This window comes from Aquimarina sp. MMG016 (assembly GCF_018100805.1).
Lineage (GTDB): Bacteria > Bacteroidota > Bacteroidia > Flavobacteriales > Flavobacteriaceae > Aquimarina.
The window spans coordinates 79,778-103,314 of record NZ_JAGJEA010000017.1; the positions used below are offsets into that span (position 1 = coordinate 79,778).

Annotated in this window: 23 protein-coding genes; 14 read left to right on the top strand and 9 right to left on the bottom strand. The window is 32.4% G+C overall.

The annotated features are described in order from the left end of the window. Positions 1-4: 4 nt before the first annotated feature. Genes J8M14_RS21590 through J8M14_RS21600 form a run of 3 tightly spaced genes read right to left on the bottom strand, consistent with a single transcriptional unit; the run spans position 5 to position 2,719 of the window. Positions 5-1,138, bottom strand: a complete 1,134-nt coding sequence (locus J8M14_RS21590) for a peptidylprolyl isomerase (protein WP_211076904.1) — start codon at positions 1,136-1,138, stop codon at positions 5-7. A 16-nt stretch (positions 1,139-1,154) separates the two neighbouring features. Further along, positions 1,155-1,706, bottom strand: a complete 552-nt coding sequence (gene gldI, locus J8M14_RS21595; protein WP_211076905.1) for a gliding motility-associated peptidyl-prolyl isomerase GldI — start codon at positions 1,704-1,706, stop codon at positions 1,155-1,157. Next, positions 1,703-2,719 carry a bifunctional oligoribonuclease/PAP phosphatase NrnA gene (locus J8M14_RS21600; protein WP_211076906.1) on the bottom strand — a complete coding sequence of 339 codons (1,017 nt, stop codon included), beginning with the start codon at positions 2,717-2,719 and terminating at the stop codon, positions 1,703-1,705. The genes gldI and J8M14_RS21600 overlap by 4 nt, the downstream gene beginning before the upstream one ends. Positions 2,720-2,797: 78 nt before the next feature. On the opposite strand from J8M14_RS21600, the gene J8M14_RS21605 reads away from it, so the two are divergent. Both J8M14_RS21605 and J8M14_RS21610 read left to right on the top strand, forming a co-directional pair. Continuing rightward, a complete protein-coding gene (locus J8M14_RS21605) occupies positions 2,798-3,829 on the top strand; it encodes an alkaline phosphatase D family protein (protein WP_211076907.1) in 1,032 nt (343 codons plus the stop codon). 174 nt (positions 3,830-4,003) lie between these two features. Next, the gene (locus tag J8M14_RS21610; protein ID WP_211076908.1) at positions 4,004-4,423 is read left to right on the top strand and encodes a nucleoside-diphosphate kinase; all 420 of its coding nucleotides are present in this window, start codon (positions 4,004-4,006) and stop codon (positions 4,421-4,423) included. A gap of 110 nt (positions 4,424-4,533) precedes the next feature. Here the strand turns inward: J8M14_RS21610 and J8M14_RS21615 are convergent, their stop codons facing one another. The 3 genes from J8M14_RS21615 to J8M14_RS21625 form a co-directional block, all read right to left on the bottom strand. Beyond that, positions 4,534-7,083, bottom strand: coding sequence for a TonB-dependent receptor (locus J8M14_RS21615; protein WP_211076909.1), 2,550 nt, complete (start codon positions 7,081-7,083; stop codon positions 4,534-4,536). 4 nt (positions 7,084-7,087) lie between these two features. Then, positions 7,088-8,002, bottom strand: coding sequence for a FecR domain-containing protein (locus tag J8M14_RS21620; RefSeq protein ID WP_211076910.1), 915 nt, complete (start codon positions 8,000-8,002; stop codon positions 7,088-7,090). Positions 8,003-8,147: 145 nt separating this feature from the next. Further along, complete coding sequence (locus tag J8M14_RS21625; protein ID WP_211076911.1) at positions 8,148-8,669, bottom strand: RNA polymerase sigma-70 factor; 522 nt, start codon at positions 8,667-8,669, stop codon at positions 8,148-8,150. A gap of 350 nt (positions 8,670-9,019) precedes the next feature. Between J8M14_RS21625 and J8M14_RS21630 the strand changes: the two genes are divergently transcribed. The 3 genes from J8M14_RS21630 to J8M14_RS21640 all read left to right on the top strand — a co-directional run bounded on the left by J8M14_RS21630 (position 9,020) and on the right by J8M14_RS21640 (position 12,701). After that, the gene (locus J8M14_RS21630; protein WP_211076912.1) at positions 9,020-10,456 is read left to right on the top strand and encodes a hypothetical protein; all 1,437 of its coding nucleotides are present in this window, start codon (positions 9,020-9,022) and stop codon (positions 10,454-10,456) included. A gap of 191 nt (positions 10,457-10,647) precedes the next feature. Then, a complete protein-coding gene (locus tag J8M14_RS21635) occupies positions 10,648-12,120 on the top strand; it encodes a hypothetical protein (protein ID WP_211076913.1) in 1,473 nt (490 codons plus the stop codon). Positions 12,121-12,299: 179 nt separating this feature from the next. Further along, positions 12,300-12,701, top strand: coding sequence for a hotdog domain-containing protein (locus J8M14_RS21640; protein WP_211076914.1), 402 nt, complete (start codon positions 12,300-12,302; stop codon positions 12,699-12,701). On the opposite strand, the gene J8M14_RS21645 is transcribed toward J8M14_RS21640, so the two are convergent. From J8M14_RS21645 to J8M14_RS21655, 3 genes are read right to left on the bottom strand one after another with little or no spacing between them, the layout of a single operon-like run. Then, positions 12,687-12,983, bottom strand: coding sequence for a DUF721 domain-containing protein (locus tag J8M14_RS21645; protein WP_211076915.1), 297 nt, complete (start codon positions 12,981-12,983; stop codon positions 12,687-12,689). The genes J8M14_RS21640 and J8M14_RS21645 overlap by 15 nt on opposite strands. After that, positions 12,983-13,399, bottom strand: coding sequence for a lipocalin family protein (locus J8M14_RS21650; RefSeq protein WP_211076916.1), 417 nt, complete (start codon positions 13,397-13,399; stop codon positions 12,983-12,985). Before J8M14_RS21650 ends, J8M14_RS21645 begins: the two co-directional genes overlap by 1 nt. After that, positions 13,389-14,486 carry a DNA replication/repair protein RecF gene (locus J8M14_RS21655; RefSeq protein ID WP_211076917.1) on the bottom strand — a complete coding sequence of 366 codons (1,098 nt, stop codon included), beginning with the start codon at positions 14,484-14,486 and terminating at the stop codon, positions 13,389-13,391. The genes J8M14_RS21650 and J8M14_RS21655 overlap by 11 nt, the downstream gene beginning before the upstream one ends. A gap of 136 nt (positions 14,487-14,622) precedes the next feature. Between J8M14_RS21655 and J8M14_RS21660 the strand changes: the two genes are divergently transcribed. From J8M14_RS21660 to J8M14_RS21700, 9 genes are all read left to right on the top strand, one after another. Further along, positions 14,623-15,393 carry a tetratricopeptide repeat protein gene (locus tag J8M14_RS21660; RefSeq protein ID WP_211076918.1) on the top strand — a complete coding sequence of 257 codons (771 nt, stop codon included), beginning with the start codon at positions 14,623-14,625 and terminating at the stop codon, positions 15,391-15,393. Between the two features lie 81 nt (positions 15,394-15,474). Next, on the top strand, positions 15,475-15,978 hold the full coding sequence (gene ribH / locus J8M14_RS21665; RefSeq protein ID WP_211076919.1) for a 6,7-dimethyl-8-ribityllumazine synthase: 504 nt from the start codon (positions 15,475-15,477) through the stop codon (positions 15,976-15,978). A gap of 132 nt (positions 15,979-16,110) precedes the next feature. Continuing rightward, positions 16,111-16,404, top strand: a complete 294-nt coding sequence (locus tag J8M14_RS21670; RefSeq protein WP_211076920.1) for a hypothetical protein — start codon at positions 16,111-16,113, stop codon at positions 16,402-16,404. Then, positions 16,405-18,273: a DNA mismatch repair endonuclease MutL gene (gene mutL / locus J8M14_RS21675; protein WP_211076921.1), complete on the top strand. Its 1,869-nt coding sequence runs from the start codon at positions 16,405-16,407 to the stop codon at positions 18,271-18,273. Between the two features lie 7 nt (positions 18,274-18,280). Then, positions 18,281-19,033, top strand: a complete 753-nt coding sequence (locus J8M14_RS21680) for a rhomboid family intramembrane serine protease (protein ID WP_211076922.1) — start codon at positions 18,281-18,283, stop codon at positions 19,031-19,033. A 1-nt stretch (position 19,034) separates the two neighbouring features. Then, positions 19,035-19,910 carry a rhomboid family intramembrane serine protease gene (locus J8M14_RS21685; RefSeq protein ID WP_211076923.1) on the top strand — a complete coding sequence of 292 codons (876 nt, stop codon included), beginning with the start codon at positions 19,035-19,037 and terminating at the stop codon, positions 19,908-19,910. Between the two features lie 35 nt (positions 19,911-19,945). Beyond that, a complete protein-coding gene (locus J8M14_RS21690; RefSeq protein ID WP_247672737.1) occupies positions 19,946-20,929 on the top strand; it encodes an endonuclease/exonuclease/phosphatase family protein in 984 nt (327 codons plus the stop codon). 62 nt (positions 20,930-20,991) lie between these two features. Beyond that, positions 20,992-22,305, top strand: a complete 1,314-nt coding sequence (locus J8M14_RS21695; RefSeq protein WP_211076925.1) for an AAA family ATPase — start codon at positions 20,992-20,994, stop codon at positions 22,303-22,305. Further along, positions 22,306-23,535, top strand: coding sequence for a tetratricopeptide repeat protein (locus J8M14_RS21700; RefSeq protein WP_211076926.1), 1,230 nt, complete (start codon positions 22,306-22,308; stop codon positions 23,533-23,535). It begins immediately after the preceding gene. Positions 23,536-23,537 lie beyond the last annotated feature (2 nt).

A 23,537-nucleotide genomic window follows, 5' to 3' on the forward strand; every position in this document is an offset into this window, starting at 1 on the left:
CAGTTTATTTACCTTCTTCTTTGCCTTGGATGCTTACCATTTCTAATTCAAAGATAAGATCCGTATTTGGTGGAATTGGTCTTCTTCCTCTTTCTCCATATCCTAAATGCGAAGGAATAAACAATACTGCTTTATCACCTACTTTCATTTTTTGCACACCTTCTTTAAATCCAGCAATCATTTGTGCTTCTGGAGAGTAAGGCATAGGAATAGGAGCATAACCTCTAGGATCAGCAGCTCTTCTTTCATCATATACTCCTTGTGCTTTGGCAGTTTCAGCATTATTGGTGTCAAATACTTTACCATCAGTAAAATAACCAGCATAAAACACATTTACGTTATCTCCTAATTTAGGTTGCTCACCATCTCCCTGATTTAAGAAATAAATTCCTAAACCACTTTCTAGGATGGTAGCTTTTGCTTTTAATTCTTCGAATTTAGCAGCTGTTTCATCATTCAGTTCTTTTTGTTTGCGTTCTTTTTCTGCTTTTTCTGCTTCAAGAGCTTTTAATTTATCATTAAAAGCTTTGTCTGTATCAAAAGCTTTTGCTGCAGATCCTTTACGTATGATATTGACTTCTTGCATTTTGATTTCTTCTTTTGGTTTTGATCCTGCAACAGGCGCAGATCCTATACTATCGATAACATCTTGTCCTATTACGATCTCTCCAAAAACGGTATGCTTTCCATTTAGCCAAGGAGTATCTTTAAGAGTAATAAAAAATTGACTTCCGTTGGTTCCGGGACCCGAATTTGCCATAGATAAAATCCCTTTTGATTTATGTGAAAGAGAATCTACAATTTCATCAGGAAATTTATAACCAGGATCTCCTGTTCCTGTACCTAGAGGATCACCAGTCTGAACCATGAAATCTTTAATAACACGGTGAAATATGATTCCATTATAATACTTCTTGCCTTTATATGTGCTATCTACCATAGTATTAGTACCTTCTGCAAGAGAAACAAAATTAGCTACAGTCATCGGAGTTTGGTCATAATACAGTTTGGCAACAGCAATCCCCTTATTAGTTACAATTTCTGCATAGATACCATCTCCTAGATCAGGGTACTTATCTTTACAGCTACTTAATGTGATTGCAATAACGGCTAAGAATAAAAGATTTAATTTTTTCATTTTTTGAGTTACTTATTTAATTTTCTGTTGTTGATTCTTTTATGATTGTATGTAAAGTTACTTTAGACATTAACGGAATATTTGTTCCAATCTTATCATCATCCCCATAATATCCATAAGCTTGGTAAGAAGGAAATAAAAAGGTAACTGTTTCTCCGGCTTTCATAAGCTTTAAACCTTCTCGAAGGCCGAGAAAAAGTTCTTCCTTATCAATAATGTAGTTAACCGTGTCTAGTTCTTCCTTGGTATAAATTACATTTCCGCTAAGGTCTTTTATATCATAGTTAAAGTTTACAATATCACCAAATTGTGGTTGTATATTAGATATTGTATCTTTTGTTGAGTAATAATACCAAAAACCTCCTTTAGACGAAATATAATTATTGGTACTATCTTGATCAATAATTTTTTGAATTCTAGCTTCTTCTTTAGCGGCTAATTGTTTATTTCTATTAATAGATTCACTGATAAAAGATCCAGATTTTACGGTAATTGGTTTTCTGGCTTCTGGTGTCTTGCAAGAAAAAAATAGAATTAATAGGCTAAGAATTGGAAAGATTTGTCTCATGGATTTAGGACATTTTTATAAGACGGTAAGATACTAATAAATTTTTCAATCGTATCTTGCAACGATAGATTACTTTTACCTCCTGCCGCATTATGATGGCCTCCTCCTTCAAAATGTTTTCTAGATACTTCATTTACAGAAAAATCGCCTTTAGAGCGTAAGGATATTTTGATAATACCTTCTCCTTTATTTTCTATAAATATTACTGCAAATTTAATACCTTCTATAGATAATCCCAGGTTAACAAAGCCTTCTGTATCACCTTTTCTAAAATTGTGATCGTCTAATTCTTTTTGCGATAAGGAAATATAGGCAGTTTTATATTCTGGTAATACTTTTAGATTATTAAGCGCTACTCCCTTAAGCTGTAAACGAGATAAAGTATTTGTATCGTATATGTTTTCATGAATAGCAGTGTTATCAGCACCACGGTCGATTAAATCCGAAACTACACGATGTGTTACACTGGTTGTTGACCTAAACCTAAAGGACCCGGTATCAGTCATAATTCCTACATAAATACAAGTGGCAATTTCCGGGGAGATCTTTTTTAGATCATCTAATTTTTCTATAAAATGATAAACCATCTGACATGTAGAACTCATAGATGTGTCACTATACGTATATTTTGCATAGTCATCTGGTTGTTGATGATGGTCAATCATAATAAATGTAGCTTCTGCTTTAGATAAGCTTTCTTCCATATCACCTATTCTGGATAAATGGTTAAAGTCTAAAGTAAAAATGATTTCTGCATTCTCAATTTTAGATTTTGCAGTAGAAGTACTTTCGTTATATTTGATAATAGTATCTTCTCCTGGAATCCATTTTAAAAAACCAGGATATTCATTAGGCGAAATAACCGAAGTTTGATGCCCTAATGCTGTAAGATAATGCGATAATGCTAAAGTCGAACCAATTGCATCTCCATCAGGGTTTTTATGAGGTACAATGACTATATTTTTTGGAGTAGATAAAAGCTCCTTTATTTCATTAATTTCTTGCGTATTCATAAGTCAGCGAATATACAATAAATAATATTTTGGTAATATTAGAAGTATTAATTTTATTGAGTTTTTAATATGGAAGCTATGAAAAATCAATATGTTTTACTATTCCTGTTTTTGAGTATTACATCATTTTGTTTTACTCAGAATAAAAACAATGATGACAAAAGTGATTATGTAATTGCATTTGGTAGTTGTAATAAGCAAAACGAACCTCAACCATTATGGAATGAGGTGTTAAAGAATACTCCAAATCTCTTTATTTGGGGAGGCGATAATATTTATGGAGATTCTGATGATATGCAAAAGATAGCCAATGATTATAAATTGCAAAATAATAACCCTGAGTATCAGAAACTAAAGAAGACTGTTCCCGTTCTTGCTACCTGGGATGATCATGATTATGGTAAAAATGATGCTGGAGTAGAGTGGGAGAAGAAAAAAGAGAGTCAGCAATTATTCTTAGACTTTTTGGATGTACCGAAAGGTGATCTTAGGCGATCACAAGAAGGGATTTATTTATCTAAGGTTTTTGAACTGGAAAAAGCGACTATAAAAGTTATCATATTAGATACGAGATACTTTAGATCGGCATTACAGAGAAAAGATAGTAATGAAAAGAAAAGATATGAACCATGGGATAATGGCGAAGGAACTATTTTAGGGGATACTCAATGGAAATGGTTAGAAGAAGAATTAGCTTCGAGTTATGCAGACTTTAATATTATAGTAAGTAGTATTCAATTCCTATCGGCGGAACATGGTTTTGAAACTTGGGGTAACTTTCCTCACGAAGTCGAGCGTTTGAAACGTTTATTGATTGATAAAAAGGTGAAAAATATAATTTTACTTAGCGGAGACCGTCATATTTCTGAACTTTCTATGACCAAAGTATCGGGACTTAATTATCCTCTGGTCGATTTTACATCTAGTGGTTTGACACACGCTTATACGGCTTATAAAGGAGAGTCAAATAAATATAGATTAGGAAACGTGGTATCTGTACCAAGTTTTGGTTTGTTAAAATTTAATTTTGATGCTAATGAGGTAGTTATGGAGATGAGGGGAGAAAATAATATGTTATTGCAAAAATTCAAACAAAAATATCCTAGGTAATTGAAATAAGAAGTTTGAAAAACTAAAACTATATACTTTCTAAATAATTATTCTTGTTTTTGAAGCTTTTATACATACTTTTGCACAAAATTTAGAGATTCGGTTGTTTTACCGAAGTAAATAATTAGAAAGTTTCCTTTTAGAAGAGGAAATTACAACAAATACATTTTTACAATGGCAACAAACAGAACTTTTACAATGCTTAAGCCGGATGCGGTAAGAAAAGGATATATCGGGGCTATCCTTGAACAAATCACTGCTTCAGGTTTTAGAGTGGTGGCAATGAAATTAACTCAACTTACTACTGATGATGCTAAAGAATTTTATGCAGTTCATAGCGAACGTCCTTTTTATGGAGAATTAGTAGAATATATGACCAGTGGGCCTATCGTAGCTGCAATTTTAGAAAAAGAAAATGCGGTTGAAGATTTTAGAACGTTAATTGGAGCAACGAATCCGGAAGAAGCTGCTGAGGGAACAATTCGTAAGAAATTTGCAACTTCAATTAGTGAGAACGCAGTACACGGAAGTGATAGTGATGAAAACGCTGCTATCGAGGGTGCTTTTCATTTCTCTGGAAGAGAGCAGTTCTAAGAAGAAAATAATACACGTTGAAAAAAGCCTGTTCATGTTATTGGACAGGCTTTTTTATTGTTCTTTATAAACATGGGTATTGGTTAAAAATATGTAAAGAAATAGTTCTTTTACCAAAATACTCTAAAACTAATATTAGGAGTAATCCCCACGGATAAAATGTCAGCATTGATAAAGCGATTATCTAATGAATTCGTGGTTCTGAATTCTCGATTTAATATGTTTTGCCGATCATATAAATTAAGAATTGATAATCCTACACGATATTTTATGTTCGAGTTTTGTCCTATCTTAAAATCATAGATTGTAGAAAAATCGAGCCTGTGATAGATGGGTAATGTGTTACTGTTGATCTCATCATATTCTAATAATATAATCTCACCACTTTCATCTATTCCTGATACATTGGTAAATGCTTTACCTGTATGCCATACCCAACCTAATGAAAACTGAAGATTATTGATTTTATAAAAATGAGACCATTTGATGGTGTGTTCAATATTCCAGTTACCAGGAAAGGATTCATTATTATTAATATCCTCAAATTTATTACGAGTATTAATGTATGAATAGCTAACCCAGCTTTTATAATTTCTGAACCTTTTCTTTAGAAAAACATCTATGCCAAATATTCTACTTTCTCCGATATGATAAGTATTGTCAATAGGATTTAGAAATCCAGCTGTGAGTGTTGTAATATCATCAATTTGTTTATAATATCCGTCTATGTCAAAAAGCCATTTGTTCTTTCTAAAGCTGCTTCCTAATGTAAATTGGTAACTAGATATAATGGGAAACTCCTCTTCATTAGCCAATGTCCATACTTGATTTTCTAGAGATAAGTCACTGACCACCGATTCTCTAATTTGACTAGCTGCTTGACTTCTGTATTCTCCTGTGAAATTTATTTTTAGGTTTTTGGTAATGTTTTTTTGAACTAAAACCCGAGGCTCGATGAAAGATTTTTTTAACTCAGAGTAATTATTAAAACGTAACCCGGCTGAAATAAAGAGGTTCTTCGGATTCTCGTAGGTATATTCAGTATAAAAGGAATGTGTATTTAGAAAACTGTCATCCTGATCTAAAATCAGTTCATAGCTAGGTGTTGTGGTAACAAAAGCATATCGGATATTATTATTAGAAAGTTGATAACCACCTATAAGATTTTGATAGGCAGATAGCCTATAATTAAAGCCTAAAGTTGCACCAAATTCTCTTACACTATTTTTCTTACTTTCTATTTCTGAAATAATGCTTGCACTCCTTGTTGTAAACTGATAATTCAATAAGTACTTAGTGTAATATCCGCTTACTTCTGTATTAAAAGTATTACTGTATTCATGATTCCATTTTAGATTATATCCTTCATTTTCAGTGATTAAATCATCGCTAAAAGATTCCAAATTATCACTTCTTCTAAAATCTAAATCATTTTTGCTATAAATGGTGTTTACTTCAATTTTATCACTATCAGAAGGCTCCATAATTAGATTTGCATTATAATCAACATAGAAAAAATCATTATTTTCTTTTTCAAATAGTGTAGTTTCTGATATTTTGGTGTTTTGGAATACTCGATCAGATAATTGCTGATATGTAAATGTTTCAAGAGCATCTGTATAGGATCTTCTACCAGATACTTGCAGAGATATTTTATCTTTAACGATTGGTGTATGAACTACCACATCTGCATTGATCATGTTAAAACCAGCATTTCCTGTAAAATATTCTGTAATTTCATTTTCTGATTTGATATCAATAACACCTGCAATTCTGCCTCCATATTTTGCACTAACTCCATTTTTTATAAAATTCACCTCATTAGCTACATACGGATTAAAAGCGGATAGCATTCCAAATAAATGACCTTGATGATATGTTTTGATATCGTTCCATAATACTAGGTTTTGGTGAGGAGCACTTCCTCTGACAAATATTCCAGATGCGGTTTCAAATGGGTTATTAACTCCAGGAGTTTGTTGAATGCTCTGCAAAATATCTGGTTCAGTAAGTCCCGGAAGTGTTTCTACATCTTTAAGATCTATATGAACAACATTTTTGTTTTTTGTGATTCCTTTTGTTAAGTATTCTTGTATTAGGATTTCATCAAGTATTTGTTCTCTATTGATTAGATAAATTTTTGGGCATTCTCCCGCTAAAAAAGATTTAGAGTTAAGTACTCTTTGCCTAAAACCCGGAGCACTGATCAGAATTACCGAATTAAAAGGGATACTATCTTTTGTGAAATAGCCATTTTCATCTGTAGTAATATTGGTTCTTGTAGTTTTAAAAAACACACCAATATCTTTAAGAGGTTTTAGTTCTTCATCAAGAATATAACCGCATACTGAGATGTGATCTTTTTTAGTATAATTACTTATGGTTATAAAATTGTTCCCGGTAAGGTTAAACTTTAGAAAAGTAAGTGTTTCTAATGTTTTGGCTAGATCTTTTAATGAAGTATCAGGTGCTAAACGTAAAGAGATTTTTTTTCCTTCGATTACTTGATTAATGTATGAGAATTTTACATTAAACTGTTTTTCAATAAGCGGAATGGCTTCAGAGAGTGTTTTATCTTCTAATACAACGACTTTTGTTTCTTCTTGTGAAAAAACAGATATGCTCCATAAAAATATAAATGCATATAAAAGTCTATTCATGCTTCTACTTTTCTAGTACGACGGTCTTGCCATCTTGAGATAGGCTATAGTCCATGCCTAAGGTACTAAAAACTGTTTTAAGAGCAACTTCTATATTATCATTAGGAAAAGTACCAGTATAGATTACACCGGTGTTTATATTAGAGGTATCTACTTTAATATTATATTGTTCTTCTATTTCTTTAAATACATATTTAATCGGTACGCTTCTAAAAGTACTAGTACTGTTAATCCATGAAGGGGTTTGTGCTACAAATGTCCAACTTTCAGGGGCGATGTTCTTTAAATTTCTGTAGGCATTTCCTGCAGTCAGAACCTTACGTTGTTGATCATTTGTAACACTTACTTTACCTTCATAACAAGCTACTTCAAAGAAAGAAGTATAGGATTGTACGTTAAATTCAGTTCCGAGTACGGAAACTTCTCCGTTTTTAGTGGTAACTGTAAATTTACTTCCTTTTTTTACCTTAAAATATGCTTCACCTTCTAGTGATACAGTTCTGTTTTCTTCCCAACTATCTTTGTCAAAACTAGCATTTGATTTTGCATTAAGGATCATTTCTGAACCATCTGGTAGTGTAACAGCCAGCTGTTCTCCGTAATTGGTAGTGAAAGATTCGTTTGGGCCAAATAAAAATAATCCTAATATAATCGCCACAGATGCTGCAACAGCAAAATATGGCCATAATTTAATTACTGAGCTTGATTTTTTTATGGTGTTATTACCTCTCTTGGATTTTATAATGGTTAATTCTTTTTCTACATCATAACCCTTAAGGTCCAAAGCATCCGCACCAGCCATTATTTTCATATAATACTCATATTCAGGATGAGATTTAAACTCACGAAGCTCTTCTTCAGAAAGCTCGCCGTTAATCCATCTGGATAAGAATATTTCGTCTTTTTTATCGTCTAACATAACTTCGGTCTATATAATGAAAACGTTTTATTATTAATTTACCCTACCCTTTATTAAAAAAAAAATATTTTTTTAGGTTTTTGGTTCTTAGTTTTTTGACTAAATAATTTTTTTTAGCTTTTTAGTTTGTTTATTAAACCAGATTTTAAATATTACCAATTTTCTTTCGCATTGCTAACAGTGCTTTATGCATTAGTTTTTCAATAGCTTTAACGGAAACATTAGACATTTCTGCTATTTCCTTATATGTTTTTTTATCTATTCTACTTAACAGAAAAACTTCTCTTTGTCGTTCTGGTAAATCTGCAATTGCATTTTTTAGTTTCTCCATGTATTCTTTTTCAAGAGCAATGAATTCTGGAGATTCATTCGTGACATCACTTTTTCTCTGAGTAATATAATCTTGATATTTAAATCTTACTTTTTGATGTCTTGTGATGCTTATCCCAAGATTAGTCGCTATAGTATATATATAACTTTTGGCTTTATCAAGTGGAACCTTAGAACAGTTATTCCACAATTTTATAAAGGTATCCTGAACAATATCTTCTGCTTGTTCCAAATCACCGAATTTATAATAGATATAGTTTCTCAAAAGTTTTGATTGACTTTTAAAGAACTGATCAAATGCTTGTTCGTTACAGGTAGAGTTTTTGTTATCAGACATTAGGGGGTATGAAAAATTGATGTCCAAATCTAGATTTTTTTTCTTTCGTATCAAAAGAGCAGCCTATAAATTTCAATTAAAACTAAAGTATTGCGTGAGGGATAGAAATGGCATCCTTTTATAAACTGTCACCGCTGTGCATATAAATTTAGGAGTTTATAAAAGATATAATGGATAGCCCGGTCTGCCTTAGCAGTACACGCCATGGTAGCTATAGGTAGCTATAAAATTTAGAAAAAATAAATCTTGGGGGTAGGGTATTTTTTTTTAGGTGCGTTTTATTTATGTGAGGCGCTAAAAAGCCTTCAGTGAAATTAATTATTTGAATAACCCTAAAATATTTTGATACCATGAAAAAACTTAGCATTTGGAGTGTAATGATCTTTACACTATTAATAGGATTTAATTCCTGCGATCAAATAGAAGAATTTGATAACTGTCCAGAGGTAAATGTAACTGTTGATAATGAAACTGGTAGTGCCGTATATCGTTTTGCTGCACAGATTGACGGAATAGAAGATGTAAGATTTACTTGGACAATTAATGGAGATGAGGTAGATACAGGTAGCCTTAGTGATGTAAAAGATCAGATTTTGGATTATAGATTCGAACCTGGAGAATATAAAGTTTGTGTAAAGGTTGCAAGTGAAAACTGTCCTATCGAAGTCTGCACCGATATTGTTGTAGAAAGAGATGAAACAGATCCTTGCCCTGATCTATTCTTTGAATCAAGACAGTACGAAAGACCTTCTCAATATAAGTTTATAGCTGATTTTAGAGGAATCGAAGAAGTATCTTATGGATGGTTTATTAATGGTGAGTTTGTAGAAGATTCTTCTCCAAATGAAAGTAACTATCTTATCTATGATTTTAAAGAGCCTGGAGTATACGAAGTATGTATTGCTACTGAAACACCAGAATGTCCTAATGGAACTAGATATTGTAAGGAAATTGTAATAGAAGAAGTAAGTGATGTTTGTCCAGAGGTTTCTTTTACCAAAGAAATGGAGCCAGGTACTAATGGAGTGTATGTATTCGAAGCGCAAATAGAAGGTACGGATGCTGTGGCTGAATTGGATTGGTATATTAATGATCAGTTGATAGAAAACCCAAGTGATCAACAAGGAGGAAGTAGAGTGTTAACTTATCAATTTGATCCGGGAGTATACAAAGTATGTTTAAAAGTGTTTACAGAGGATTGTCCAGAAGGAGTAATTTATTGTAAAGAAATTGAAGTAAGAGGAGAGAATGAGTGTCCGGAGTTATTTTTCATTGCAGAAAAAGATGGTGATAATCCAGCATACTATTTTCAGGTTGAGTTTGAAAACGCTTCAAATATAGAGTGGTTAGGATGGTATATCAATGGTGAGTTTGTGGAAGATTCTAATAACGGAGATAATAATAGATTCTATTATCAATTTAGTCCAGGAAGATATGAAGTGTGTTTAAAAACAGAAACACCAGAATGTCCTGAAGGAACTTCTTACTGTAAAGTTATAGAAATTGAAGACCCTGTATCTTGTCCTGATTTGTTTTTTGAAATGGAACAAGAAGGCAATACTCCCGGATATAACTTCTATGCAAGCTTTGATGGAATGCAAGACACATCATTTTGGTGGACAATTAATGGAGATGTTGTAGATGAAGAAATGGTTGGGCCTAATGATGATAAAGATAATTATATGTATTATCAGTTTGGACCAGGTACTTATGAGATTTGTATAGAAACTGAAACGCCAAATTGTCCTCAAGGAATTAAATATTGTAAAACACTAGTTATAGAATAAAAAAGTTGGTTAGGTTAGATTAATTAGGTTATTCCCTGGGAACGTTGCCATACGTTTCCAGGGAATTTGTATTTGTATAAACCTAAGTTTTTTGATTCTGATTTAATTTTTTATACTTTGAACGATTATAATTCATAAAAGGGGGTAGGGTAAACTATATTCTAAACGTTATATTTATATAAGACAGATTTATGTTGAAGAAATTTATTACATATTACAAAGGATTATTACTGGCATTAATTGTGTTGGTAAGTTCTTGTGTCAATGATGATTCTTTCTTCCCGGATGAAGTTGGAGACAATATAACTCAGAGCACAGCATTAGTTACGGTACTTAATAATTTTCGTCCCGGCTCTGGTGATGTAATCATTTCTGAAAGAGAACTGTGTTTCAGGTTTGTATACCCAATAGTATTAGGATATAATACAGATTCCAGTATTAGAATAGATAACTATGATGGACTGGTAAGTGTGATGTCTAGTCAGAGTAATAATTTTAATATTTCTGGACTTCAGTTTCCGGTTCAGATTGTATTTAATGGAAATAGTGATACTCAATTCACAGTAAATAATGAAGCTGCTTTAATAAATGTGCTTCAGGAATGTAATTTTGATACGTTAAGACATGATTTTGATAGATTATTCAGTCAATGTTTTAAGTTTGATTATCCGGTAACTCTAATAAATAGAGATAGAAGAGAGATTGTATTATCTTCTAAGGAAGAATTTAATAGTTTTTATTCTAGTCAGGGAGCAGACTATCAGCCAGAATTAAAGTTTCCTGTTAATTTATTGGTTGCTCCTGATTTTTCATCAAAGAGGATAAATACTTATTTCGAATTCTATGAAATAATCAATGATTGCGTAGGGTGTCCTAATCCGGAGTTTACAAAGGAATTGATAGAAAGTCCAGCGACATATCGATTTATATCTACTATAGAGCAAAGTGATGTTGTTTTCTTCTGGTTTATTAATAATGAATTGGTTGGAGATGTTGCTAGACCTACTTTCGATTATAATTTTCTGGCGGTATTAGATGGCAGTGTTCCTGGTGGTCCAGGTAATTATGAAGTATGTTTAAAAGTTGAAACTCCTGATTGCCCGGAAGGTATTAAGTTTTGTAAAGAGATCACTGTAGAACAAATCTGTCCTGACCTATTATTTGAATTTGTACAGGAACCAGGTACGTTAGAGTACGTGTTTACGGCAGAATTTGCTGATATTGGAAGTATAAGGTATCAATGGTTTGTAGATGGTCAACAAATAGAGTTGGATGGCGGTCCTGGAGCAGATAATCAATTATTGCAAACACTAGATCCTGGTATGCATGAAGTGTGTATAAAACATACTTCTCCTCTTTGTCCGGATGGTAAAGAGTTTTGTAAAGAGGTATTAGTAGAACCTATTTGCCCTGATTTATTCTTTACTGTTGAACAAGAAGGTGATACACCAAGTTATAATTTCTTTGCTGAGTTTCCTGATATTGCTAATGTAACTTATGAGTGGGTGATAAACAATGATATCATCGAAGATGATGGAGGTTCTAATGGTGATAATACATTGTTCTTTCAATTTAGCCCTGGAACTTATGAAATATGTATTAGAACAGAAACACCTACTTGTCCCGAAGGAATACAGTATTGTCAAGAATTGATAGTGCAATAATTTTTCTTTTTAATTCCTATTATTTTCGGTTTATAAAATGACAATCTTTTTTATTTGAAATTTTCAATTTAATAGAATCATTGCTTATAAATTCAAGAAGTGATAAATCATTTGCTGTTACGTTTAAACTTAATATTTCTTCCTTATTTATAACTAATTTTGTAAGAAAATATGGGAATATGAGATATCATACACGTAAAATTGTAAAACCTGGAGATTTAAATCCTAATGAAACATTATTTGGAGGAAGATTGTTAGAATGGATTGATGAGGAAGCGGCATTATATGCAGTGATACAGCTAGAAAGCCGAAGAGTAGTAACTAAGTTTATGTCTGAAATTAATTTTGTGAGTTCTGCTGTTCAGGGAGATATTGTTGAGATTGGAATGGATGTGGTTAAATTCGGCAGATCTTCTTTAATACTTAAATGTGAAGTGAGAAATAAACTTACTCGTAAGACGATCATCCAGGTAGAAAATATTACCATGGTCAATCTTGATGAGAACGGTAAACCAAAATCACATGGAAAAACACAAATAGAGTTTGTTAAGGATAGATTAGAAAGATCATCTAAGCACTAATTTTTTAATCAATTCTTTACCCAGGCCTTCATTAAGATTAGAGATTATTTTTTCTTTCCCATAGCTTAGTTCTTCTCTAAGTACCGAAGAGGTGAGTTGTATAAATAAAGTGCTTCTTTCTAGTTTTATAGATTGAGTGTATTTGGTAATGGCAGGCCCCATAATTTGTTCCCAAACATCTCTTACCTCGACTTTGTCAAGACCTTTCTGGAGTTTATTATCAGCGACAAAATCCTTTAATACTTCGCTTAAACTTTGATGTTCATTCTGACGTTTTGCCATTATAATGATAGCTTTTGATATCGCTTGTAAAAATAAACATTTCCGGTATTATTTGTAATCGTCATTCTGTTTTCTTTAGCAGAAATTATGGTTTCTTTCCAGCTTGATTGCGGAGTTTTGTAATATATTCTAAGGCTATCTTGTTCAATTTTAAGAGTAAATGTCTCATTATCTTTTGTAGAAATAAAATTTCCGTTTAGCTGAGGTTGTAGCTTTTTTCTGATACCAACAGAATCCTTAACTTCAAAAAAATCAATACTCTGGTTAAAATTGTATTTCTTTTCTGTCCCGTCTGATAATATTACTTTTTCAATTTCCCAATAACCATCGAGATACTGTATTTGTGCTTCAGGGTTAGAAGAAGAGCAAGAAACAAAAAATAAAAACGATGTTATATATAGAATTTTATTCAGCATTGTTCTCTTCTAATTTTATGATTTTGTAGGATTGAGAAATCTTTTTTACAACACCTTCTGTTCTGTCGGCGTGAGTGTCACTAATAAATAATTGGCCAAAATTTTGATCATCAACCAGTTTGATGATATGCTCTACACGTTTCTCATCTAATTTATCAAAAATATCATCCAAAAGTAATATTGGATTTACTTTGCTTTGTTTTTTGATAAAATCAAATTGTGCTAGCTTTAATGCTATAAGAAAGGATTTTTGTTGTCCCTGACTGCCAAATTTCTTTATAGGATACCCATCAATCTCAAAAGATAAATCATCTTTATGAACTCCAACACTTGTGTATTGAAGCATTCTATCCTTGGCAATATTTTGTTCTAATAAGGTTAAAAGATCCGAATCAGCCAATTTACTTTGGTACTGTAGAGATACTGTCTCGCTACCCGAGGTAATAGCTTCATAACGTTTAATAAATATAGGGATGAAGGTTTCCAGAAAAGCTGCCCTCTTTTGAAAAATAATTGTCCCATACTCGTGAAGTTGTTGATTATAAACCTCTAGTGTGGTACCGTCAAAAGTATTATTAACCGTAAAATATTTTAATAATGAATTACGCTGAGATACAATTTTAGAATATTTTATAAGGGTAGTTAGATAGTTATGGTCGCTTTGTGAGATGACCCCATCAATAAATTTACGGCGAGTATCGCTTCCCTCGGTAATAAGATCTCTGTCTGCAGGGGAGATAATAACTAAAGGTAAAAACCCGATATGCTCGCTAAAAGTGTCATACGCCTTTCCGTTACGTTTTATAACTTTCTTTTGTCCTCTTTTAGCACTTACAATTACCTTTTCTTCCCTGTTTTCTTTTTCATAAAGACCTTCTACAACAAAAAAATCAGAATCATGTCTAATGTTTTGTCCGGTAATAGGGTTAAAATAACTTTTACCAAAAGAGAGGTGGTAAATAGCATCCAGAATATTCGTTTTTCCGACCCCATTATTTCCCACGAAGCAATTTATCTTATCATCAAAATCAAAATTGATGGATTCAAAATTCTTATAATTTATTAAAGAAAGTGATTTTAAAATCATAAATCGTTGATCGTCAAGGAGTCGTGATTGTTGTAATATTCGTAACTATCTTGCGCAAAATATTGAAAAATATTAAATAGTTGTGCTTTTAATTATGAATAAAAATTTTATTTTTGCCGTTCATTAAAGAAAATTTATGGCAACGTATAAGAAACGAGGATATAAACCTAAAACTAAAACTGAAGAGGTAGAACAGATAGAAGATCAATCTACAACTGCAGAAGTATTTAATACCCTGGATGAAACAGCTTCTAAAACAGAAGAATGGGTTGCGGCTAATCAAAAATATATTTTTATAATAGTTGGAGTTGTAGCACTTGTAGTTTTAGGATATCTTGGATATGATAAGTTTATTCAGGAGCCAAAAGAGCAAGAAGCTTCTAACGAAATGTTCAAAGCTCAGCAGTATTTTGATAATGCAGTAAATGGCAATAGCACCTTACGTGATTCATTATATACTTTAGCACTTAATGGTGGAGAAGGTAAATATGGTTTCCTACAGATTATAGATAATTATGGAGGAACAAAAGCAGCTAATTTATCTAATTATTATGCAGGCTTTGCTTACCTGAATATGAAAAAGTATCAGGAAGCTATTGATTATCTAGATGCTTTTAAAAGTGATGATGAGATGTTAGGTCCTTTGGCAATTGGAGGAATAGGTGATGCTTTTTCTCAGTTGGACCAAACTGAAGAGGCATTATCATACTATGAAAAAGCTGCTGCTACAAAGAATAATGAGTATACTACTCCTAAGTTTTTACTAAAAGCTGCACTAACTGCAATTTCACTGAATAAGCCTGAAGTTGCGATTCCTCATTTAGAAAGAATCAAAGAAGAATTTTCTAAAAGTGTAGAAGCTAATCAGGTAGATGTACATTTAGGAAGAGCTAAAGCGATGCAATAGTATAGTTTGTAGTTTCTGGTTTGCGGTTTCAGGTTATGGAGTGCAACAAGCTACAAGCAAGAAACCTTTAACCATAAACTAATGGCTACAGAAAATAAAAATTTATCACAATACGATAAGTCGACAATCCCAAACGCGAAGAACTTTCGGTTTGGGATTGTTGTTTCAGAATGGAATGACCAAATTACAGAAGGACTTTTTCAAGGCGCTTTTGATGCTTTTATTGATTGCGGAGCTATTAAAGAAAATATCGTGAGATGGAATGTTCCCGGTAGTTTCGAATTGATCTATGGCTGCAAAAAAATGCAAGAATCTTTTGATATGCTTGATGCTGTTATTGCTATCGGTTCTGTGATTCAGGGCGAAACCAAACATTTTGATTTTGTTTGTGAAGGGGTGACCCAAGGAATTAAAGATTTAAATATCAATAATGACATCCCTGTAATTTTTTGTGTACTTACTGATAATACATTGCAACAATCAATAGATCGTTCTGGAGGTAAACACGGTAATAAAGGAACAGAAGCTGCGATAGCAGCTATAAAAATGGCGCAACTTCGCAAAGACGCTAAGTTCTATAAATAGTATTTTCTTTTACAGGTTTTAAAAAGCGGTATGATCCTTGTTGATGGTATATCGATGTTATTGTAATGCTAAAAGCTTTAGATTACACTGCATTTTAAGTATATTTGGATAATATTAAGATAGGAACAGATTGTGAAGTTTAATATCCCTAAGAGAAGAACGAACCGAAGATATAACTATACCCCACGGTATTATAATGGTAAGAGTGAAGGTAACATCTATGATTTCGAGAATAGAATTACCAAATATAGGGATACTACTAACGATATTGATTTTGGGTCTCACTGGGCAGAAGCTCGTAAAGCGAGTAGACACCGTGGAAATCGAGAAATTAATAAAAGGATAATTTATATTGTCGTTATTCTGGTTTTCATCTTTTTGTATTTAATCGAGTTTGATTTATCCATATTTACTGCAAGACGATAAATGTCTGATATCATTCAACTATTACCAGATCACGTAGCTAATCAGATCGCTGCTGGAGAGGTGGTTCAAAGACCTGCTTCAGTGGTAAAAGAATTACTGGAAAATGCCATTGATGCTAAAGCTACCCAGATAAAATTAATTATTAAAGAAGCAGGTAAAACACTTATTCAGGTTATTGATGATGGAGTAGGAATGAGTGTCACTGATGCCAGACTTAGTTTTGAGCGTCATGCTACTTCTAAAATAAAAACTGCAGAAGATCTTTTTGAGTTAAATACTAAAGGTTTTAGAGGAGAAGCTTTAGCTTCTATTGCTGCGATTGCTCATGTGGAGCTAAAAACACGCCAAGAAAAAGATGAAGTAGGAACCGAAATCAAAATAGAAGGCAGTGAAGTAACCTCGCAAGAAGTATGTGTTACTCCAAAAGGAACTTCAATTAGTGTTAAAAACTTATTTTATAATATACCTGCCAGACGTAATTTTTTGAAATCAAATTCGGTAGAGCTTCGACATATTATTGATGAATTTCATCGTGTAGCTATGGCGCACCCGGATATTCGATTTGATATGTATCATAATGATAGTGAAGTGTTTAAATTGCCTACTTCGAATCAGCGGCAGCGAATTGTTCATGTTTTTGGAGGAAAAACTAATGAAAAGTTAGTTCCGATTAAGGAGGAAACGGATTTAGTGACTATTGGAGGTTTTGTAGGTAAACCTGAATATGCTAAAAGAACTAGAGGAGAGCAATTTTTCTTTGTAAATAATAGATTTATCAAAAGTGCATACCTGAATCATGCGGTTAATGCAGCTTTTGAAGGATTATTAAAAGATAAAGCGCATCCTAGTTATTTTATTTATCTGGAAGTAGATCCCAATTCTATAGATATTAATATTCATCCAACTAAAACTGAGATTAAGTTTGATGATGAACATGCATTGTATGCCATGCTTCGATCTACTATAAAACATAGTCTAGGACAGTTTAACGTTGCTCCTATATTGGATTTTAATAGAGACGCTTCTATGGATACTCCGTATGAGTATAAAAGCAAAGTTGCTCAGACTCCTCATATAGAAGTTGACCGTAGTTTTAATCCCTTTAAGGAGGAGAAGTCATCAAGCAGCTCAGGAAAAAATTATACAGGATATAAAAAAGAGTCAGCAGGAGATTGGGAAAATCTGTATGTAGGATTAGAATCAGAGATGACTACTCCAACATCTAATGAGAATGATTTCTCGTCTGTTCAATTTGAAAGTACCGAAGTAACAGGTTCTTTGTTTGAAGGCGATAAGAAAAAAGAATTGGAACAACACACTACATATCAGCTTAATCGTAAATATATAGTAACTACGATTAAAAGCGGTATGGTCATAATTAATCAGCATCGTGCCCATCAGCGAATTGTATATGAAGAATTACTTCGTAATATTACGATGGCAAGTGCTGTTAGTCAGCAATTGTTATTTCCTCTGAAACTTTCTTTTTCTAAAAAAGAAATTACGTTATTAGAAACTGTAAAAGAGCAACTACAGAATACAGGGTTTATTTTTGGAGAATTTGCACTAGGAGAGATTGAGATTACTGGGATTCCTAGTGTGGCTTCAGAGAAAGAAGTCTCTCAGTTGTTAGAACAATTGTTAAGCGACCTGGAAAACGAAGTGCCAGACAGTGGTTTCTCGCAAACAGATTTACTAGCTAAATCAATGTCTAAGGATATTGCAATTCGATCAGGAGTTGATTTGGACCCTGAGCAACAAAAGTATATGGTCAATAGCTTATTTGCTTGTACAGAACCAACCATATCACCAGATAATAAGCCAACTTTCATCACGTTAACAGTTGATGAGATTGATAAGAAATTTTAAAAACTAAATGGGGAGAATTACAGAAACAGTTAAGGTTTTAATTATTGTCAATGTAATATTTTTTATTGGTTCATTGACACTACAAGGAACATCATTTAGTTTATTTGCTTTTTGGTTTCCATATAATGATAACTTTCATTTTTGGCAGATATTAACATATATGTTTATGCATAGTCATCAGGGGATATCACATATCTTTTTTAATATGTTATTATTGTTTCTGCTTGGTAGTGATTTGGAATATCGTATAGGTCAAAAAAAGTTTTTGTTTTTGTATTTTTCAGCTGGATTTGGAGCGTTAGCTCTACAACTATTATTTTATTATTTATACTTCATTCCAGGTTATCAAGCATTTATTGATGCAGGTTTCGTTAAAAATGAAATCCTAGAATTTATGAGAGAAGAAAGATATAACACAGCTGTTTTGCAATTTACTGATCAAGATACTGTAACTAACATGTATCGTTCTTATTATAGTCATATGGTTGGCGCTTCCGGTGCTGTATCAGGAGTTATCGCTGCATTTGGAATTTTATTTTGGAACGAAAAGATATATCTTCTTTTTATTCCTTTTCCAATAAAAGCAAAATATTTAATGCTACTTTATTTCGTACCTGATATAATGGGTGCAATTACTAGTACGAGTTTTTATGGAGTTTCTAATATAGCACATTGGGCGCATATTGGGGGTGCTGTAATTGGTTTTATAACTATGTGGTATTGGAAAAAGAATTCGTTTAATCAACATCGTTGGTATTAATATGGCAGCAAATAACCTAACATATCAATATAAAACGGCTAACATCATTGTTAAGCTTATTGTAATCAATACTCTATTATTTTTGTTTGCAACATTAGGATCCTGGATATTTAATATAACCCCTGGAGCTTTAATGAAGTGGTTCGTGCTGCCAACGGAGTTAGAATCTCTTATCCTTCAAGTGTGGGGTGTTCTTACCTATAGTTTTTTACATTTTGATTTTTGGCATATCTTCTGGAATATGTTGATTTTGTATTGGTTTGGTCAATACGTACTTAATTTATTTACAGAGAAAAGGTTTCTTACTATTTATTTGTTAGGTGCCATATGTGGAGGGATTTTGTTTGTAGTAGCTTATAACGTTTTTCCTGTTTTGAACGGTACAATGGCTTATTTGATTGGTGCTTCGGCTGCAGTGAGAGCAATTATGATCTTTATTGCAGCATATACGCCAAACTCTGAAGTTAGGATCATCTTTTTTAATGTTAAATTATGGCAAATAGGTTTGTTTGTTGTATTATCAGATTTAATTCAGTTACCGAACTCAGGAAATGCGGGAGGTTTAATAGCACATTTAGGAGGGGCTGTTTTTGGTTATCTCTACGCTATTCAGCTTAAAAAAGGGAAAGATATTGGAGCCTGGTTCGAAAAACTAATGGATGGGATAGCTACCATGTTTAAACCCAAAAAGAAAAGCCCTTTAAAAACGGTTCATAAATCTAAGTCAAGAAAAACAACAGCCAAAAAGACCAAAACTGCCACTAAAAACCCAAATCAAGCTCAGATTGATGCTATTTTGGATAAAATCAGTAAAAGTGGATATGATAGTTTAACCAAGGAAGAAAAAGACTTTTTGTTTAAAGCAGGTAAGGAGTAAGAATGAGGAAATTGATAAACAAGATAGTTTTTGTAATGAATTCTGTCGCAGCATTTGCATTGTTGTTATCATATCTTTTACCTTATGTATCTCCTAAATCATTTCCATTATTATCAGTACTGAGTTTAACGGTACCTATTTTGATTATCATCAATTTGTTTTTTTTATTGTATTGGGTTGTTCTGTTGAATAAGAAAGCAATATTATCTTTGGTTGTCTTGGTTTTAGGAATTTCGCATGTATCATCTTTGTATAAGTTAAGTGGTAAGTCATCTGATGCTGCAGAAGGAAGTATTTCATTGATGACTTTTAACGTCCATAGTTTTAATCGTTTTGATTGGATAGATTCTGATAATATTCCACAAGATATTTCTAAGTTGGTAAAAGCTCAGAACCCGGATATATTTTGTGCACAAGAGTTTTATAATAATCCAGATATAGATTTTAGCCAATATCCATACGAATATCAGGATTTTAATAATGACAATGGAGAGTTGGCATTAGTTGTTTTTTCAAAATTTCCCATTATTAATCGTGGCTCTTTAGGATTTAAGAAGACTGCAAACAATGCTATTTTTACAGATATTGTCATAAAAAATGATACTGTACGAGTATATAATGTGCATTTGCAATCTCATAAAATCAATCCTGATACGGATATGCTGGCTAAAGAAGATTCGCAAAAACTATTACAAAGAATCCAGTTTTCTTTTGAAAGACAACAGGAGCAAGTGGATAAAATTTTAGAACATTTAAAAACTTCTCCGTATAAGAATATTGTGATGGGGGACTTTAATAATACCGCATACTCATATATATATAACAAAATTACTTCCGAAAATCTTCAGGATACATTTAAGGAAGCGGGTAAAGGATTTGGCAAAACATATGAGTTTGACTTATTTCCGGTAAGGATTGATTTTATATTGGTTTCAGAAGAATTCGAAGTGTTAGGGTTTAACAATTTTGATATGGAACTTTCTGATCATTATCCAATTCTTTCTAGAATAAAATTTTAGATTTGTTTTACTTTTTGGATGGGGAGTTAATCGAGTATATTGATTTGTAAATAATTTATTTAATGAGCAACGATTTTATAAATGATCTGTTAGAAGCACTTTCGTTTTCTCCAGATAATATTCCGCTAAGACTTAGGATAGCAAAGTCATACTTTGATAAAAGTGATTTTAGTAATGCAGAGCAACATTATTTAGAAGTTATTAATCTCCAGCATGATATTATCGAAGCTAAATTTGGATTAGCAAATTGTTATTATAAGCTGAATAAGGTCGCACCCGCAGAAATTATTTTAGAAGAATTATTAGATGTTGATAATCGTAATATTTCTTATTTAGAATTACTTTGTTATTGTCAATTAGAATCAAATAATATTTCAGAAGCAAAGGATACTTATCAAACTATATTGAATATAGACAGCTTATATCAGAACGATGATTTTGATCATAAATTAAGATTAATGAGCGGTCCTAGTAAAGAGGAAAACTTTGTGGATAATGATGCTAAAAAATTTCTTAAAAAACCTACTATTGATTTTTCAGATGTTGGAGGTATGGATGAAGTAAAGAATCAAATTTCTTTAAAAATCATTAAACCTTTGGAACATAAAGATTTATATAAAGCTTACGGTAAAAAAATTGGTGGAGGAATATTACTTTATGGCCCTCCGGGATGCGGGAAGACACATCTGGCAAGAGCTACGGCAGGAGAGATTAATGCCAATTTTATTAGTATAGGTATTAATGATATATTGGATATGTGGATTGGAAGCAGTGAACAAAATCTTCATGAAGTATTTGAAACTGCTAGAAAGAATACTCCCTGTGTTATTTTTATTGATGAAATAGACGCTCTCGGCGCTAATAGGAATGATATGAATAAATCAGCAGGTAGGAATGTTATTAATCAATTTCTTGCTGAATTAGATGGTATTGATAGCGATAATGATGGTATTTTGATACTTGGGGCGACAAATACTCCTTGGCATTTGGATCCGGCTTTTAGAAGGCCAGGTAGGTTTGATCGAATTATTTTTGTTTCACCTCCAGATATCAAAGCAAAATCTGCCATTTATGAAATTATGTTGAAGGATAAGCCTATAGAAAGAATAGATTATAATGTTTTAGCAAAGAACTCAAAAGAATTTTCTGGAGCAGATATAAAAGCTTCAGTTGATGTTGCAATTGAACAAAAGTTGATGCAGTCCTTTAGTGATGGAATTCCTAAACCATTATCTACAAAAGATATTCTTAAAGCAATAAAACAGGTCAACCCAAGTACTAAAGAGTGGTTTACAACTTCAAAGAATTATGCTCTGTATGCTAATGATTCTGGATTGTATGATGAAATATTAACCTATTTGAAAATAAAGAAGTAAATGGATAATGTGCTTTTTGAAAGAGGTTTTCAGCTATTTCAGGTAAAAAAATATAATGAGGCAATAAGATATTTACAAGAAGGATTGCAAAAAGATCCGGAGGATTATCTTTCTAAAAATCTTCTGATTAAATGTTATCTAGAATTGGAGGATTACCAAAAAGCAGAATCACTAAATGAATTATTGATCTCCGAATATCCAAACGAAGATGATTTATTTTATAATAGATCTGTTATTGAAAGACATAATGAAAATAACACTGAGGCTAAGAAGGCTATCGATGAAGCTATAAGACTAAATCCTTATGAACCGGATTACTTTGGATATAAAGGTTTTTTATTTTTAGAATCTAAACAGTATCAACCAAGCCTGAATTATGCTAATAAAGGATTAGAATTAGATCCTAACAATGTACTTTGTTTAAATGTTAGGGCACAAGCTCTTACTAAACTAAAAAGAAAAGAAGAAGCACAAGAAACTATTGGTAATACCCTAAATCAGGATCCAGAAGGTAGTTTTTCTCATGCTAATGTGGGTTGGGTTCAATTAGAGCATGGGAATCATAAAGAAGCAATGACACATTTTAAGGAATCCCTTAAGAATGACCCTACTTCAAGATATGCACAAGAGGGCATGCTGGAAGCTATTAAAGCTAAAAACTTTGTCTATAGAGGTTATTTAAAGTACGCATTTTGGATGTCTAATAAGAGTTCCAAAAATCAATTTGCTTTTATTATTGGGTTATTTATTGTCTATAGGATATTAGTAAAAGTTTTAGAATCTTCGGGTAACGAGAATATGGCATATATTGTAATTATTCCTTATTTGATATTCGTTTTAGGGGGGTGGATAGTCGACCCTTTATCCAATATGATTTTGAGGTTTAATAGTTTTGGAAAATACTTGTTAACCAATAAACAGAAGGTTTCCGGGGTTGTCTTTTTTATATTATTAGTACTAGGAACCTTTAGTATTGTTTCGTATTTTATTTGGGGTCATGTGTTATTGTTTTTAATTTCAATATCGTTTTTTGCATCAATAATCCCTGCAAGTAAAGGGATTCTAGTTGATAATAGGTTGACCAAAATAGTAAGTTTTGCTATTGTCGGTTATACTTTTTTTATGGGGTTTTTTGGTTTTCTTTTTATTAAAAATCTTTTTTGGTTGGGTGCTTCGGTGCCACTAGGAGTGGTTGCTTATACATGGATTTATGGGCTTTTAAAAGAGTAAAC

Excerpts from the sequence above, each read along its gene's own strand:
- J8M14_RS21685 (WP_211076923.1), top strand. The coding sequence starts at position 19,035 with ATGGCAGCAAATAACCTAACATATCAATATAAAACGGCTAACATCATT.
- mutL (WP_211076921.1), top strand. The coding sequence starts at position 16,405 with ATGTCTGATATCATTCAACTATTACCAGATCACGTAGCTAATCAGATC.
- J8M14_RS21635 (WP_211076913.1), top strand. The coding sequence starts at position 10,648 with ATGTTGAAGAAATTTATTACATATTACAAAGGATTATTACTGGCATTA.
- J8M14_RS21610 (WP_211076908.1), top strand. The coding sequence starts at position 4,004 with ATGGCAACAAACAGAACTTTTACAATGCTTAAGCCGGATGCGGTAAGA.
- gldI (WP_211076905.1), bottom strand. The coding sequence starts at position 1,706 with ATGAGACAAATCTTTCCAATTCTTAGCCTATTAATTCTATTTTTTTCT.
- J8M14_RS21615 (WP_211076909.1), bottom strand. The coding sequence starts at position 7,083 with ATGAATAGACTTTTATATGCATTTATATTTTTATGGAGCATATCTGTT.
- J8M14_RS21620 (WP_211076910.1), bottom strand. The coding sequence starts at position 8,002 with ATGTTAGACGATAAAAAAGACGAAATATTCTTATCCAGATGGATTAAC.
- J8M14_RS21590 (WP_211076904.1), bottom strand. The coding sequence starts at position 1,138 with ATGAAAAAATTAAATCTTTTATTCTTAGCCGTTATTGCAATCACATTA.
- J8M14_RS21700 (WP_211076926.1), top strand. The coding sequence starts at position 22,306 with ATGGATAATGTGCTTTTTGAAAGAGGTTTTCAGCTATTTCAGGTAAAA.
- J8M14_RS21625 (WP_211076911.1), bottom strand. The coding sequence starts at position 8,669 with ATGTCTGATAACAAAAACTCTACCTGTAACGAACAAGCATTTGATCAG.
- ribH (WP_211076919.1), top strand. The coding sequence starts at position 15,475 with ATGGCTACAGAAAATAAAAATTTATCACAATACGATAAGTCGACAATC.
- J8M14_RS21680 (WP_211076922.1), top strand. The coding sequence starts at position 18,281 with ATGGGGAGAATTACAGAAACAGTTAAGGTTTTAATTATTGTCAATGTA.
- J8M14_RS21690 (WP_247672737.1), top strand. The coding sequence starts at position 19,946 with ATGAATTCTGTCGCAGCATTTGCATTGTTGTTATCATATCTTTTACCT.
- J8M14_RS21605 (WP_211076907.1), top strand. The coding sequence starts at position 2,798 with ATGAAAAATCAATATGTTTTACTATTCCTGTTTTTGAGTATTACATCA.
- J8M14_RS21695 (WP_211076925.1), top strand. The coding sequence starts at position 20,992 with ATGAGCAACGATTTTATAAATGATCTGTTAGAAGCACTTTCGTTTTCT.
- J8M14_RS21660 (WP_211076918.1), top strand. The coding sequence starts at position 14,623 with ATGGCAACGTATAAGAAACGAGGATATAAACCTAAAACTAAAACTGAA.
- J8M14_RS21640 (WP_211076914.1), top strand. The coding sequence starts at position 12,300 with ATGAGATATCATACACGTAAAATTGTAAAACCTGGAGATTTAAATCCT.
- J8M14_RS21645 (WP_211076915.1), bottom strand. The coding sequence starts at position 12,983 with ATGGCAAAACGTCAGAATGAACATCAAAGTTTAAGCGAAGTATTAAAG.
- J8M14_RS21650 (WP_211076916.1), bottom strand. The coding sequence starts at position 13,399 with ATGCTGAATAAAATTCTATATATAACATCGTTTTTATTTTTTGTTTCT.
- J8M14_RS21630 (WP_211076912.1), top strand. The coding sequence starts at position 9,020 with ATGAAAAAACTTAGCATTTGGAGTGTAATGATCTTTACACTATTAATA.
- J8M14_RS21655 (WP_211076917.1), bottom strand. The coding sequence starts at position 14,486 with ATGATTTTAAAATCACTTTCTTTAATAAATTATAAGAATTTTGAATCC.
- J8M14_RS21600 (WP_211076906.1), bottom strand. The coding sequence starts at position 2,719 with ATGAATACGCAAGAAATTAATGAAATAAAGGAGCTTTTATCTACTCCA.